At 66.1% G+C, this 14,358-nt stretch carries 13 protein-coding genes; 9 read left to right on the top strand and 4 right to left on the bottom strand.

Annotated elements, in window-relative coordinates; translation table 11 throughout:
- Positions 1 to 3: 3 nt before the first annotated feature.
- The 4 genes from BAC01S_RS00225 (at position 4) to BAC01S_RS00210 (ending at position 5,019) form a co-directional block, all read left to right on the top strand.
- Positions 4 to 1,977, top strand: coding sequence for a lytic transglycosylase domain-containing protein (locus BAC01S_RS00225; RefSeq protein ID WP_027792954.1), 1,974 nt, complete (start codon positions 4 to 6; stop codon positions 1,975 to 1,977).
- A 168-nt stretch (positions 1,978 to 2,145) separates the two neighbouring features.
- A complete protein-coding gene (locus BAC01S_RS00220) occupies positions 2,146 to 3,102 on the top strand; it encodes a complex I NDUFA9 subunit family protein (RefSeq protein WP_027792953.1) in 957 nt (318 codons plus the stop codon).
- Positions 3,103 to 3,136: 34 nt separating this feature from the next.
- Positions 3,137 to 3,784 carry a glutathione S-transferase family protein gene (locus tag BAC01S_RS00215; RefSeq protein ID WP_027792952.1) on the top strand — a complete coding sequence of 216 codons (648 nt, stop codon included), beginning with the start codon at positions 3,137 to 3,139 and terminating at the stop codon, positions 3,782 to 3,784.
- Positions 3,781 to 5,019 carry a multifunctional CCA addition/repair protein gene (locus BAC01S_RS00210; protein WP_027792951.1) on the top strand — a complete coding sequence of 413 codons (1,239 nt, stop codon included), beginning with the start codon at positions 3,781 to 3,783 and terminating at the stop codon, positions 5,017 to 5,019. The genes BAC01S_RS00215 and BAC01S_RS00210 overlap by 4 nt, the downstream gene beginning before the upstream one ends.
- Positions 5,020 to 5,022: 3 nt before the next feature.
- Here the strand turns inward: BAC01S_RS00210 and BAC01S_RS00205 are convergent, their stop codons facing one another.
- A complete protein-coding gene (locus tag BAC01S_RS00205) occupies positions 5,023 to 5,217 on the bottom strand; it encodes a DUF2905 domain-containing protein (protein ID WP_027792950.1) in 195 nt (64 codons plus the stop codon).
- Positions 5,218 to 5,233: 16 nt separating this feature from the next.
- Positions 5,234 to 6,436 carry a class I SAM-dependent methyltransferase gene (locus tag BAC01S_RS00200; RefSeq protein WP_027792949.1) on the bottom strand — a complete coding sequence of 401 codons (1,203 nt, stop codon included), beginning with the start codon at positions 6,434 to 6,436 and terminating at the stop codon, positions 5,234 to 5,236.
- A 13-nt stretch (positions 6,437 to 6,449) separates the two neighbouring features.
- Here BAC01S_RS00200 and BAC01S_RS00195 point away from each other — a divergent pair, with 13 nt between their 5' ends.
- The 5 genes from BAC01S_RS00195 (at position 6,450) to glmS (ending at position 12,193) form a co-directional block, all read left to right on the top strand.
- The gene (locus BAC01S_RS00195; RefSeq protein WP_084168072.1) at positions 6,450 to 7,313 is read left to right on the top strand and encodes an SDR family oxidoreductase; all 864 of its coding nucleotides are present in this window, start codon (positions 6,450 to 6,452) and stop codon (positions 7,311 to 7,313) included.
- A gap of 52 nt (positions 7,314 to 7,365) precedes the next feature.
- Complete coding sequence (locus BAC01S_RS00190) at positions 7,366 to 7,761, top strand: dihydroneopterin aldolase (RefSeq protein ID WP_027792947.1); 396 nt, start codon at positions 7,366 to 7,368, stop codon at positions 7,759 to 7,761.
- Positions 7,762 to 7,764: 3 nt separating this feature from the next.
- Positions 7,765 to 8,763: a tRNA 2-thiocytidine(32) synthetase TtcA gene (ttcA, locus tag BAC01S_RS00185; protein ID WP_027792946.1), complete on the top strand. Its 999-nt coding sequence runs from the start codon at positions 7,765 to 7,767 to the stop codon at positions 8,761 to 8,763.
- Positions 8,764 to 8,938: 175 nt separating this feature from the next.
- Positions 8,939 to 10,300, top strand: coding sequence for a bifunctional UDP-N-acetylglucosamine diphosphorylase/glucosamine-1-phosphate N-acetyltransferase GlmU (gene glmU / locus BAC01S_RS00180; RefSeq protein WP_027792945.1), 1,362 nt, complete (start codon positions 8,939 to 8,941; stop codon positions 10,298 to 10,300).
- Positions 10,301 to 10,372: 72 nt separating this feature from the next.
- Positions 10,373 to 12,193, top strand: coding sequence for a glutamine--fructose-6-phosphate transaminase (isomerizing) (gene glmS / locus BAC01S_RS00175; protein ID WP_027792944.1), 1,821 nt, complete (start codon positions 10,373 to 10,375; stop codon positions 12,191 to 12,193).
- Positions 12,194 to 12,471: 278 nt separating this feature from the next.
- Here the strand turns inward: glmS and BAC01S_RS34265 are convergent, their stop codons facing one another.
- Both BAC01S_RS34265 and BAC01S_RS35900 read right to left on the bottom strand, forming a co-directional pair.
- Positions 12,472 to 12,699 carry a hypothetical protein gene (locus tag BAC01S_RS34265; RefSeq protein ID WP_156954247.1) on the bottom strand — a complete coding sequence of 76 codons (228 nt, stop codon included), beginning with the start codon at positions 12,697 to 12,699 and terminating at the stop codon, positions 12,472 to 12,474.
- 546 nt (positions 12,700 to 13,245) lie between these two features.
- Positions 13,246 to 14,316, bottom strand: coding sequence for a DUF6708 domain-containing protein (locus tag BAC01S_RS35900; RefSeq protein WP_052408658.1), 1,071 nt, complete (start codon positions 14,314 to 14,316; stop codon positions 13,246 to 13,248).
- Positions 14,317 to 14,358 lie beyond the last annotated feature (42 nt).

The raw sequence follows: 14,358 nt of genomic DNA, 5'->3' as shown, positions 1-14,358 counted from the left end.
ACGATGTCCAAACGCCTTGTCCGAGTATATCGCGCGGCCGGTTTCGCGCTGGCCGCCGCGGCACTCGTCGCGTGCAGCACGGCGTCCGCCGTGCGTCCCGTTGCGCTTCCCCTCGACGCCCAGCTTTCCCCCGACGACCAGACGTTCATCCAGCTTCGCGAAGCCGCGCGCAACAACGATCCGTCGCGCGCCGCGCAGCTGGCCGCGATGATTCCGGACTATCCGGCGCCCTCGTATCTGGAGTACTTCCAGCTCAAGCCGCAGCTTTTCGATTCGCAGGGCCACGCGCGTACCGACGCGCCCGATGCGCCCGTGCTGTCGTTCCTGCAGCGCCACGACGGCGAGGCGATTGCCGACCGGCTGCGCAACGACTATCTGCTCGTGCTCGGCGCGCGCCACGACTGGGTGAATTTCGATCAGCAGTATCCGCGCTTCGTGCTCAACGACGATACGCAGGTGAAGTGCTACGCGCTCGAATCGCGCGCGGCGCGCGGCGAGAACGTCGCGAACGACGCGCGCGCGCTGCTCACCGATCCGCGCTACTACGGCGACGGCTGCGTGGACCTCGTGACCGCGCTCGCGATCAAAGGCCAGTTCACGAGCGACGACGTGTGGCAGCAAATCCGTCTCGCCTACGAACAGAACCAGACCAGCACGGGCTTCAAGCTGCTTGGCGGCCTCGCCACGCAGCCCGATCCGGCCGCGTTCTCGCAGGCCGTGAACACGCCGCCGATCACGCTGGCCGCCGGCGTGAGCGCAGACCCGCTCTCGCATCAGCTCGCGCTGCTCGCCGTCACGGTGATGGCGCGCAACGATCCGGCGATGGCCGCCGCGACCTTCGCGGCGGTGGCCCCGTCGCTGGCCTTGCCGGAGCGCGGGATCGGCTGGGGCACGATCGGCTATGAGGCCGCGCAGAAGCGCGTGCCGGGCGCGCTCGACTGGTATCGCCTCTCGGCCAACGCGCCGCTCTCGAATCCCGCTTACGAGTGGCGCGTGCGCGCCGCGCTGCTGGGCGGCGACTGGACCATGGTGCGCTGGTCGATCGAGCAGATGCCCGCGGCGCTGCGCGCGCAGCCTTCGTGGGTTTACTGGCACGCCCGCGCGCTCAAGCAGGCGGGCGACGTGGCCGGCGCCAACCAGGAGTTCACGCAGATCTCGCAGGGCTACAATTTCTACGGGCAACTGGCGCTCGAAGAGCTTGGCCAGAAGATCACGATTCCGCCGAAGACCACGGTCACCGACGCCGAAATCGCCCAGGCCGCGCAAACGCCCGGCTTCGCGCTCGCGCAGCGCTTCTATGCGCTGAACCTGCGGCTTGAAGGCAATCGCGAATGGAACTGGCCGCTGCGCAGCATGACGGACCGCCAGTTGCTTGCCGCCGCCGAATACGCCAGGCGCATCCAGCTGCTCGACCGCACCGTCAACACGGCAGACCGCACCGTGAGCGAGCACGACTTCTCGTTGCGCTATCTCGCGCCGTATCGCGACATCGTCGACCGCGACGCGCAAACGACAGGCCTCGACGTCGAATGGGCCTACGGCCTCATGCGCCAGGAGTCGCGCTTCATCATGAACGCGCGTTCGGGCGTGGGGGCGAGCGGCCTCATGCAGATCATGCCGGCCACGGCGCAGATGGTGGCGCGGAAGATCGGCCTTGGTCCGCTGTCGCGCGACCAGCTCAACGACATCGACACGAATATCCTGCTCGGCACCAACTATCTGTCGATGATCTACAATCAGTTCGACGGCTCCGCCGTGCTTGCCACCGCGGGCTACAACGCCGGACCGGGGCGCCCGAGCGCGTGGCGGCAGTCGTTGCAGCAGCCCGTTGAGGGCGCCATCTTCGCGGAAACCATTCCGTTCCAGGAAACCCGCGATTACGTGAAAAACGTGTTGTCGAACACGGTCTACTATGCGGCGCTGTTCGAGGGCCGCCCGCAATCGCTGAAGGCGCGTCTCGGTTACATTGCGCCTTAGGCGCCGCGCCGCCGCGTCCGCCCTGGGCGCTCGCGGTTCATGACGGCGCATGACGGCACGTTCGGCCCCTGCGGCTTGCGCGCGCCGGCCGGGCGAAACCGCGCGGGGTGAACCTGAAGGCGAACCCCGCAGCCGGCAGTGCCGCCGCCTGCACCAGGGAGGTCGGAGATGAGACATCAAACCATCGCAGTGATCGGCGGTTCGGGGTTCATCGGCAGTCATCTCGTCAACGCGCTCGTCGAGGCGGGCAAGAACGTGCGCATCGCCACGCGGCGCCGTTACAGCGCCCGCCATCTCACGCTGCTTCCCATCGACGTGATCGAGACCGATGTCTTCGATCCCGTTGCGCTCGCGAGCTTCGTGGAAGGCGCCGACGCCGTCATCAATCTGGTCGGCACGCTCAACGGCGGGCGCGGCGATCCCTATGGGGCCGGCTTCGCGAAGCTGCACGTCGAGCTGCCGACGAAGATCGTGGCCGCCTGCGAAGGCAAGGGCGTGCACCGGCTCATGCACGTGAGCGCGATCGGCGCCGATCCGCGCGCGCCCAGCATGTACCTGCGCTCGAAGGGCGACGGCGAGAAGGCCGTGCATGCGTCGGCCGCGCTCGCCGCGACCATCTTCCGGCCTTCCGTGGTGTTCGGCCCCGACGACCTGTTTCTCAACCGCTTCGCGCTGCTGCAGAAGCTTTTTCCCGCGATACCGCTCGCGATGCCCGACGCGAAGTTCCAGCCCGTGTACGTGGGCGACGTGTCGAAGGCGATCGTCAACGTGCTCGATCTCGACGCCGCCAGCGGGCACACTTACGAACTCGGCGGCCCGAGCGTCTATACGCTCGAGCAGCTGGTCGCGTATTGCGGCGAGGTGGTGGGCCGCCATGCGCGCATCATGCGGCTGCCCGATGCGTTTGCGCGGCTGCAGGCGCTCTCGTTCGAAATCGCACCGGGCGAGCCGATGCTCACGCGCGACAATCTCGATTCGATGAAAGTCGACAGCGTGCTGTCGGGCCCGCTTGCGCCGGAACTCGGCATCGAACCGGTCAGCATCGAAGCCGTCGCGCCGCTGTATCTCGGCGATGCCTCGCAGCGTTCGCGGCTCAATCTGTTCCGCACGCACGCGGGGCGCTAGCCGCATCTTTCCAACCCTACACTTCAAGCCTGTGATGAAACTCGTAATCGGAGACAAGAACTATTCGTCGTGGTCGATGCGGCCGTGGCTGCTGCTCACGCATTTCGGCATTCCGTTCGAGGAGGTGCTGATCGAACTCGACGAGCCGGGCACCAAGGCCGCGATCCTCACGTACTCGTCCTCGGGCAAGGTGCCGTGCCTCGTGTCCGACGAGGGCTTTGCCGTGTGGGACTCGCTCGCGATCGCGGAAACGCTCGCCGACCGCTATCCGCAGCACGCGCTCTGGCCGCGCGAGCCGAATGCCCGCGCCCGCGCGCGCAGCATCAGCGCCGAGATGCACTCGGCCTTTGGCGCCTTGCGCAACGCGATGCCGATGAACATCCGCTGCACGCGTCCTGGCGTAGGCACGGAGCCGGACGTGCTCGCCGACATCGCACGCATCGACGCGCTCTGGCGCGAGTGCCTCGCCGCGAGCGGCGGGCCATTCCTGTTCGGTGAGTTCGGCATTGCCGACGCGATGTACGCACCGGTCGCGATGCGCTTCAACAGCTACCAGCCGAAGCTTTCTCCTGAGGCCGCCGCTTACGTGCAGCGCGTGACGGCGCTGCCGGCCGTGGCCGCCTGGATCGAAGCCGCGCGCCGCGAGACGCATATCGTGGCGGACGACGAACTCGCTCCATGAAGATCTACGTCGTAGGCGGAGCGATCCGCGACGAGATGCTCGGGCTGCCGGTGCGCGACCGCGATTACGTGGTGGTGGGCGCGACGCCCGAGCAGATGGCGGCGCAAGGTTATCGTCCCGTGGGCAAGGACTTTCCGGTGTTCCTGCATCCGCAGACGAACGAGGAATACGCGCTCGCGCGCACCGAGCGCAAGACCGCAGCCGGCTATCACGGCTTTCAGTTCTTCTACGCACCCGACGTGACGCTCGAAGAGGACCTCGCGCGCCGCGATCTCACGATCAACGCGATGGCGCGCGAAATGCTGCCGGGCGACGTAATGAGCGGGCCGGTGGTCGATCCGTTCGACGGCGCGGGCGACCTGCGCGCGCGCGTGTTCCGTCACGTGAGCGAGGCCTTTCTCGAAGACCCGGTGCGCATTCTGCGTGTCGCGCGCTTCGCGGCGCGTTTCGCGGATTTCACCGTCGCGCCCGAAACCATGGCGCTGATGCGCCGCATGGTCGAAGCGGGCGAAGCCGATGCGCTCGTGCCCGAGCGCGTGTGGCAAGAGGTGGCGCGCGGCCTCATGGAGGACAAGCCCTCGCGCATGTTCGAGGTGCTGCGCGAGTGCGGCGCGCTCGCGCGCGTGCTGCCCGAAGTGGACAGCCTCTTCGGCGTGCCGCAGCGCGCCGACTACCACCCGGAAGTCGATACCGGCGTGCACGTGATGATGGTGATCGACTACGCGGCGGCGCAAGGCTATGCGTTGCCGGTGCGCTTCGCGGCGCTCACGCACGACCTCGGCAAGGCGACCACGCCCGAGGACGTGCTGCCGCGCCATATCGGCCACGAAGGGCGCAGCGTCGATCTGCTCAAGCCGCTGTGCGACCGCTTGCGCGTGCCCAACGAGTGCCGCGACCTGGCCGTGCTCGTGGCGCGCGAACACGGCAACATGCACCGCGTGATGGAAATGGGCGGCGCGGCGCTCGTGCGGATGCTCGAACGCGGCGACGCGCTGCGCAAGCCCGCGCGTTTCGCGGAAGCGCTGCAAGCCTGCGAAGCGGATCTGCGCGGGCGCCTCGGCTGGGAGAACGCGCCTTATCCGCAGGCCGAGCGGCTGCGTGTGGCGCTGGTGGCGGCGCGCTCGGTCGACGCGGGCGCCGTCGCGCGGGATTGCGGCGGCGAGGCGGAGAAAATCAAGGAAGCGGTGCACCGCGCGCGCGTCAAAGCGGTGGAGGATGCGCTCGCAGCCGCGTGACCTTCAGAGCGCGCGCACGATCAGCGAAAGCGCCATCGAAAGCACAAGCGTCGACATGAACGGCAGCGGATATTCGCGGCCGAAAATACGCAGCGTAATGTCGCCTGGCAACCTGCCGATGCCGAGCTTGCGCAGCCAGGGCTGCGCGCTCGACAGGATCGCGACGGCGATGAAGGTGGTCAGGAGCCAGCGGATCATGGCGTTGCGCGCCTCGTCATAGCGTGTGGCTGCGGTCGCCGCGCGCGAACGCCGTGAGCGTGGCGTCGATGCCGCGCGAGAACGCGATCACCTTGAAGAGCTCGCCCATCTCCGACTCGGAGACGAGCTTCTGCACGGCGTTCGCGGCGGGCAGAAAACGCTGGACATCGCGCGGATCGATCTCGGAAAGCACCTCGGTAATGCCCGCATTCATCAGGAAGCGCGCCTGCGACGCATAGCCGAGCAGCTCCGCGCCGGCCTCGACACCGGCTTCCGCAATGCCGGTGAATTCGACGTGCGCCGTGATGTCCTGGAGGCCGGGGTACAGGAAAGGATCGCCGTGCGCGCGGTGCCGGTAGTGGCACATGAGCGTGCCTTGCGCGCGCTGCGGGTGGTAGTACTCGCGGCGCGGGAATCCGTAGTCGATGAAGAATGCCGCGCCGCGCACGAGCATCGCGCAGACCGTGCGCGTGAATGCGAGCGCCGCTTCATGCGTTTCGGCCACATAGTCCTCGCTGCCCTCGATGCCTGCAAGCACGCCTTCGGGCCAGTGCGCATCGAGCCCGCTCATGGCGGGGCGGTCGGAGAAAACGAACGCGCCTTGCGCGTCGACGGTCACGCCGCGCTCGTGCCAGACCGCATCCTTGCGTGCGAAGAGGCGCACCGGCATCGCGTCGAGCACTTCGTTGCCGATCACTACCCCTTCGAACTGCGCCGGCAGCGCGTCGAGCCACGTCACGCGCGGCGCGAGATGCGGCGCGAGCGCTTCGATCGTTTCGCGCTGGCGCGCGCGCAACTCGCCGGACAGATCGACGATCGCATAGGAATCGAAGTCGACGCCGAGCGCATCGAGCGCGAGCAGGATGCCTGCCGCGAGTTTGCCCGTGCCCGCGCCGAACTCCATCAGCGCGCGCGTGCCGCTCGCGGCCAGCGCCTCGGCCAGCGCGCGCGCGAGCGTGGCGGCGAAGAGCGGCGAGAGCTCCGGCGCCGTCACGAAGTCGCTGCCGTCGCGGGCATCGAAGCCGAACTTGCGCGCGCCGCCGCCGTAGTAGCCGAGCCCCGGCGCGTAGAGCGCACGTTCCATGTAACGGTCGAACGGCAGCCAGCCGTCCGCCGCCGCGATCTGCGCGCGCAGCGTCGCGGCGAGTGCCTCGGACTGCGCGAGCGCGATCGGCTCGGGAACAGGTAAACTATCGGGCTCGTGAGCTTTCGGATTCATCCCGGCATTGTAAATGAGCGCTACTTCCGGCATCCACCCGGCTTCCGGCTCCCGCACGGCGGCCTCTGAATCCGGCCCCGATTTTTCGGGCGGCCCGGCCGCCGCGCGCGTGGTGCTGGTGACAGGCGGCGCGCGGCGGATCGGGCGCGAGCTGGCGGTGGGCTTTGCGGCGCACGGCTGGGACGTGGCGGTGCATTTCGGCGAGTCGCGCGCGGCAGCCGACGAAGTCGTCGCGCAGATCGAGGCACTGGGCCGCCGCGCGGTGGCGCTGCATGCCGACCTCGCCGACGAAAGCCAGGTCGCGCGGCTCGTTTCTGCCTGCACGGCGGCGCTGGGGCGCCCCGCGTGCGTGCTGAACAACGCGTCGCGCTTCGACGAAGACTCGGCGCGCGACGTCGGCTACGAAAAGCTGCTGCAGCTCATGGCGATCAACGTCGGCGCGCCGCTCGTGCTGGCGCGCACGCTGTACGAGGCGACGCCCGAGGCCGCGGCGGCCGACGAGTCGCTGCGCACGTGTGTCATCAACGTGCTCGACCAGAAGCTGTACAACATGAATCCGGACTATCTCTCGTACACGCTGACGAAGGCCGCGCTCGCGAACGCCACCGTCGCGCTCGCCCAGGCGCTCGCGCCGAAGGTGCGCGTGGTCGGGCTCGCGCCGGGCCTCACGCTGCAGTCGGGCGACCAGACGCCGGAGAGCTTCGCGGCCGCGCACCAGGTGACGCCGCTCAAGCGCGCGTCGCGGCCCGCGGATCTCGTGGAGGCCGCGCTGTATCTGGCGAGTGCGTCCGGCGTGACGGGCACGACGCTCGTCGTGGACGGCGGCCAGCACCTCGTGCCGCTGCCGCGTGACGTGATGTTTTTGACCGGCGCCTGAGCGGCGCCGCCCGTGCCGCGAAGGCACGGTTTTTTTACCGACTGGAACGACTATGTCCGCCGTCTTGCTGCACCCCCGGCTCGCCGATTGCCGCCGGCTCTTTTTGCGCAACTACGAAGTGAACATCAATATCGGCGTGCACGACTTCGAAAAGCGCGGCGAACAGCGCGTCGTCATCAACGTCGACCTGTTCGTGCCGCTCGCGCAGACCACGCCGCGCGAGGACAAGCTGCGCGAAGTGGTCGACTACGATTACATGCGCGCGACCGTGGCCGCGCGCGTGGGCCAGGGCCACATCCATTTGCAGGAAACCCTCTGCGACGATCTCGCGACGGCCCTGCTCGCGCATCCGCTCGTGCGCGCGGTACGCCTTTCGACCGAAAAGCCCGACGTTTATCCGGACTGCGACGCGGTGGGCGTCGAGGTCTTTCGCATCAAAGAGGACTGATTCATGAACGCCCCCGAAACCCTCCCGGTGGAGGACCGCGGCCCGCTCGAAGGGGCCGCGCCGGAGACCGGAGCCGAAGGCCACCGCGCGCTCACGCGCCGCGAGCAGAAGGAAGCCTACGAGAACAACAAGCTCTTCAAGCGGCTCGCGCGCCAGGTCGGCCAGGCGATCGGCGACTACAACATGATCGAGGACGGCGACAAGGTGATGGTGTGCCTGTCGGGTGGCAAGGACAGCTATGCGATGCTCGACGTCCTCCTGCGCCTGCGCGAGCGCGCGCCGATCGACTTCGAGATCGTGGCCGTCAATCTCGACCAGAAGCAGCCGGGCTTTCCCGAGCACGTGCTGCCCGAGTACCTGACGCAGATCGGCGTGCCGTTCCACATCGAGAATCAGGACACCTACAGCATCGTCAAGCGCCTCGTGCCCGAGGGCAAGACCACGTGTTCGCTGTGCTCGCGGCTGCGCCGCGGCATTCTGTACCGCGTGGCGGGCGAACTGGGCGCGACGAAGATCGCGCTCGGCCACCATCGCGACGACATCCTGCAAACGCTGCTGCTGAACCTGTTCTACGGCGGCAAGCTCAAGGGCATGCCGCCCAAGCTGCAGTCCGACGACGGCAAGAACATCGTGATCCGGCCGCTCGCCTACGTGAAGGAAGTCGATCTCGAAAAGTACGCCCAGTTGCGCGAATTTCCGATCATTCCGTGCAACCTCTGCGGCAGCCAGCCGAACCTCAAGCGCGCCGAGATGAAGGCGCTGATCCGCGAATGGGACAAGCGTTTCCCGGGCCGCGTGGAGAACATGTTCAATGCGCTCGGCAACGTGGTGCCGTCGCACCTGATGGACGCTTCGCTGTTCGGCTTCAAGGGCCTGCGCGCGACGGGCGAGGCCGACCCGCAGGGCGATATCGCCTTCGACGAGGAGCCGTGCTCGACGGATACGCCTTCACCCTCCACCGAAGGCGCGCCGATCTCGTTCACGAAGTTCGACGAACTTTAACGTTTGACCGCCGCCGGATGCGGGGTTTTGACCCCGTCCGGCGGTGCCGCTGCGCGCACTCCCCGGCTCGCGCGTAAAGCCTTGTTAAACAAGGCTCAACTGGCCGCCGCGGCGCGCTTTCGGGGCAAACCCGCATGCTAGAATCGACAGCTTCAAATTCCTGTTCGCCGATGCCATGAACATCGTGATTCTGGCTGCGGGCATGGGCAAGCGCATGCACTCCGCGCTGCCCAAAGTCCTGCACCCGCTGGCCGGCCGGCCGCTCCTCTCGCACGTCATCGATACCGCCCGCACGCTCAAGCCCACGCGACTCGTCGTCGTGATCGGCCATGGCGGCGACGCGGTGCGCGCGGCCGTCGCCGCGCCCGACGTCCAGTTCGCCGTCCAGCACGAGCAGCGCGGCACGGGCCACGCGCTCCAGCAGGCGCTGCCGTTCATCGACACGAGCGTGCCCACGCTCGTTCTGTACGGCGACGTGCCGCTCACGCGCGCCTCGACGCTCCGGCGCCTCGCCGAGGCGGCAGGCAAGGACGGCTACGGCGTGCTGACCGTCACGCTCGACGATCCCACCGGCTACGGCCGCATCGTGCGCGACGCGGCGGGCCAGGTCGTGCGCATCGTCGAGCAGAAGGATGCGAGCGAGGCCGAGCGCCGTATCGCCGAAATCAACACGGGCATCGTCATCGCGCCGAGCGCGCCGCTGGCGGGCTGGCTCAGTGCGCTGAAAAACGACAACGCGCAGGGCGAGTTCTATCTCACCGACGTCGTCGAGCAGGCCATCGCGGCGGGACACCCCGTTGTCACGGCGCAGCCCGACGAAGAGTGGGAAACGCTCGGCGTCAACAGCAAGCAGCAGCTCGCCGAACTCGAGCGCGTGCACCAGCGCAACGTCGCCGAGGCGCTGCTCGTGGCGGGCGTCACGCTCGCGGACCCGGTGCGCATCGACGTGCGCGGCTCGCTCCAGTGCGGGCGCGACGTGTCGATCGACGTGAACTGCGTGTTCGAAGGCGACGTGACGCTGGCGGACAACGTCACGGTCGGCCCGAACTGCGTGATCCGCAACGCCGCGATCGGCGCGGGCACGCGCATCGACGCCTACACGCATATCGAAGACGCGACGGTCGGCGAAGCGGCCGTGCTCGGACCCTATGCGCGGCTGCGCCCGGGCGCGAAGCTCGCCAACGAGGTTCATGTGGGCAACTTCGTCGAGGTGAAGAACGCGAACATCGGCACGGGCTCGAAGGCCAATCACCTGAGCTATGTGGGCGATGCGGACGTGGGCGCCGGCGTGAACATCGGCGCGGGCACCATCACCTGCAACTACGACGGCGCGAACAAGCATCGCACGGTGATCGGCGACCACGTCTTCGTCGGTTCCGATACGCAGTTCGTCGCGCCCGTGCGTGTGGGCAGCGGCGTGACCGTCGCGGCCGGCACGACCGTGTGGAAGGACGTAGCCGACGACATGCTCGTGCTCAACGGCAAGACCCAGGTCGAGAAGGCGGGTTATGTGCGGCCCGTCAAGAAAAAGAAGTAATTCATTGCAGCAGCCGGCAGCGCGCCATGGCAGCGCTACCGTGCAGCCTCTCTTTGCAAAGGATCGAAATCCATGTGCGGCATTGTCGGCGCAGTAGCGCAACGTAACATCGTGCCCGTTCTGATCGAAGGACTGCGGCGCCTCGAATATCGCGGCTACGACTCGTGCGGCGTGGCGATCGTCACGTCCGAAGGACCGCAGCGCGTGCGCAGCGTCGCGCGCGTGGCCGAGCTCGACGACCAGGTGCGCGAAGCGCACTTCGAAGGCGTGACCGGCATCGCCCACACGCGCTGGGCCACGCACGGCGCGCCGACCGTGAACAACGCGCACCCGATCTTCTCGCACGAGGCGCTGGCGCTCGTGCACAACGGCATCATCGAGAACTACGAAGTATTGCGCGAGACGCTGCGCGCGAAGGGCTACGAGTTCGTCACGCAGACCGACACCGAGGTGATCGCGCACCTGATCCACAGCCTCTACCAGGGCGATCTGTTCGCCACCGTGCGCGAGGCCGTGGGGCAGCTCGCGGGCGCCTACGCGATCGGCGTCGTGCACAAGGATCAGCCGCATACCGTGGTGGGCGCACGCGCGGGCTCGCCGCTCGTGGTGGGCTACGGCGAGGCGGGCGAGAACTTCATCGCCTCGGACGCGCTCGCCATTGCCGGCAGCGCGAGCCGCATCAGCTATCTGGAAGAGGGCGACGTCTGCGAGATCACGCTCGAAGGCGTGCGCATTGCCGACCGTGAAGGCAACATCGTGGTGCGCGAGGCGCGCGAGGTGCAGGCTTACGGCGCCGCCGTCGAGCTCGGCCCGTATCGCCACTACATGCAGAAGGAAATCTTCGAGCAGCCGCGCGCCATCGGCGATACCATTCCGGCCGCCGAGTCGTTCGAACCGGAATTGTTCGGCGAGAACGCGCGCGAGGTGTTCCAGGGTATCGACAGCATCCTGATCCTCGCGTGCGGCACGAGCTATTACTCGGGCCTCACGGCCAAGTACTGGCTGGAGTCGGTGGCGAAGATCCGAACCGAGGTCGAGATCGCGAGCGAGTACCGTTATCGCGAGTCGGTGCCCAATCCGCGCGCACTCGTCGTGACGATCTCGCAGTCGGGCGAAACCGCCGACACGCTGGCCGCGCTCAAGCACGCGCAGTCGCTGGGCATGCAGCACACGCTCGCGGTGTGCAACGTGGCCACGAGTGCGATGGCGCGCCTCACCGAATTCCGCTTCCTCACGCACGCGGGCCGCGAAATCGGCGTGGCGTCGACGAAGGCGTTCACGACGCAGCTCGTGGGCCTGTTCATTCTCGCGGTGACGCTCGGCAAGCTGCGCGGCCACGTGAGCGCCGAGCAGGAAGCGCAGTACCTCAAGCTGCTGCGCCACCTGCCGGCCGCGCTCAACGGCGTGCTCGCGCTGGAGCCGCAGATCATCGCGTGGTCGGAGGAGTTCGCGCGCAAGGAGAATGCGCTCTTCCTCGGCCGCGGGCTGCACTATCCGATCGCCCTGGAAGGCGCGCTCAAGCTCAAGGAAATCTCGTACATCCACGCGGAGGCCTATCCGGCCGGCGAACTCAAGCACGGGCCGCTCGCGCTCGTGACAGAGGCCATGCCGGTGGTGACGGTGGCGCCGAACGACACGCTGCTCGAGAAGCTCAAGTCGAACATGCAGGAAGTGCGCGCGCGCGGCGGCCAGCTGTATGTGTTCGCCGATGCCGACACGCATATCACGAGCGAAGAGGGCATACACGTGATTCGCATGCCGGAGCACTATGGGCTGCTCTCGCCGATCCTGCACGTCGTGCCGCTGCAGATGCTGGCGTATCACACGGCCTGCGCGCGCGGCACCGATGTGGACAAGCCGCGCAACCTCGCGAAGTCGGTGACGGTGGAGTGAGTTGAGTTCGTTGTTGGCGACGAACTGGCAAGATGGATTAGAAGTCGTTACACAATGCCGAAATCTCCGCTAAAGAAGCCGTTACACGCTTCCAAGCAGTTGAATTTGCGAGGTAAACACTTCTAATCCCAAAACACCAAATCGCCTGCTTTTAAAGGGGAAATCCCGGAAAAGGTGTACGCGAATGAATTTCTCGAAACGGGCGGACCGGGGCTTCGGCCTTGGCCCGCCCGTTTCGTTTTCCCCGCAGTCCAAACGCATGCTCCGGTGCGTAGCTGCTACGTCGCTAGAAAGACACTAGCATGGAGCCTCCACAGGACGGCATCGCTTGTTTGCTTGCGCTTGTTGGCTTTTTCGGCGAGTTTTTCGAGATACTTTGCCCAGCGCTGGATGTTGGCCACGCGGACGGGGCAGTATGAACTGTGCTGTTCTGCCTCTGCCTCGTACAAACGGGCAATCGTTTGAGTCGCGCGAACTTCGCGGCAGGATGTATGAGTTGAATTCATGAGTGCGTCTCTTTTATAGTTGTTATGCACTCATGGTATCAGCTTGGCGCGCGAGAGGCGAAATCATGCTGCAACCGCGCAGCCTTGGCCCGCCCATTTCGCTTTAGCGTTCGGACGAAAAAAAGCCAGCCTCGCACTCACTTCGTAGCGTCACTGGCGTAGTTGATTCCGTAGTGGCGCTCGCGATGACAGTTTGGGCACAACGCCACCGCGTTCTCGACGGTATAGGTAGCCTGCTGCATCGTTGTCGTGTTCCTATCGAGGTGTTTCGACTGGTTTCGCGCGAAACATGGTCAAAATGAATCGTTTCGCTTCTTCGCGGCTCACGTGCTCGAACGGCGCGGCATAGTGACCCTCGGCTGTATGCAGTATGTGCGCCAAGAAAGAACGGTCTGCCTTGACCATGCTATCAGTTGGGCGGATTCCATCACAAACCTTGCGCCCCGTTTGAACTGCCTTGTCTCTCCGATGAGAGTCGAGTCGCCAGAGCAACATAAATCGGGGCGAATCGCACTCCGGAGCCTGCCGATTTTCAAGGGACCCGATTCACGCTGAATGCGTCCCCGTTGTCTGCGAGGCTATCAGCTTGGGTAGTGGTTCGCACTTGCACTGGCAGAGGTCTCCCTCGAGCGCGACCTGTTTGCTCATAACGGTCAGGGTGTGAGGTGCTCCAACCTTTGCGAACGAGGTCGGACTTGCGTCTAAATCCGCGGGCCAGACGGGCTCGCGGCTGGTGCGCATGCCGATATAGTGCAGAACCGCGGTCAGCGCGGCGAACGGCTTGAGCACCCTAACTAGCAACGTGGCGACTATGTTGCCTTCGGCAAGCAGCTTCTTGTCATTGCGAAATACTACTCTGCAACTATTTCGAAATGACACCTCGGTCCGCACCAGGTCGGGAGCGGGCACACCGGACGTTCCGCCCTCCATGTATCTGCGTATGTATTCGAACTGGTCGTTCAGGTTGTGGACGATGGAGCGACCGTTTTCGGTCGTCTCATCGTCAAGGGTGTAGACCCGTCGGCCAAACGAAAACGACTGCGTCACGCACCCCTGGTCGTCCAGTACATGGCAACGCAAGCCGTACGGTGTGCCGCGCGAAATCGGGTCCTTCGACAGCTGCTCAATAAAGAAGAACGCTCTTTCCCAAGGGACCGAAATCACTCCCTTGGCGCCCGCCCCACGAAACGCGTGCACCATGCGCGTCTGGCGATTGAAGCGAATGGGGATTCGCGTCCAGGTGAAGTTTTCCTGATGAAGGCCCCACAGCGACGCGAACACGAGGAAGCACCCGAACAGCATGAAGCAGACTACGAAGGCCATTGCGAGAGCCAGCTCGGCCCCGTGGGTGTTGGGCGGCGGATTGAGCATTGCCCATATCATCCCGCCGACGAAAAGCACACCTAGCGGCAGGAGCATGAGGCATCCATATGTCAGCATGCCCCGTTGCAGGTATGCAGTGTTCGTCATCTCGAGCCACGATTCGTTCATCGCGAACACCGAGCGGTCGGTTTGCGTCTGACTGCTGGCAGGTAGGTCGACCCGTAGTTGCCGCGGCTTTTCCTCATCGGTCAGCTGACGGCGCAGCTTCACCCAGAATGGGCCGTCCCATGCCATGACTACGCTCCCAGGCCGTTATAGGCCTTCTGCTCTTCCGTG

Origin of the sequence: Paraburkholderia acidipaludis NBRC 101816 (genome assembly GCF_000684975.1) — a bacterium.
Lineage (GTDB): Bacteria > Pseudomonadota > Gammaproteobacteria > Burkholderiales > Burkholderiaceae > Paraburkholderia > Paraburkholderia acidipaludis.
This window is presented reverse-complemented; position numbering and strand designations above follow the sequence as displayed.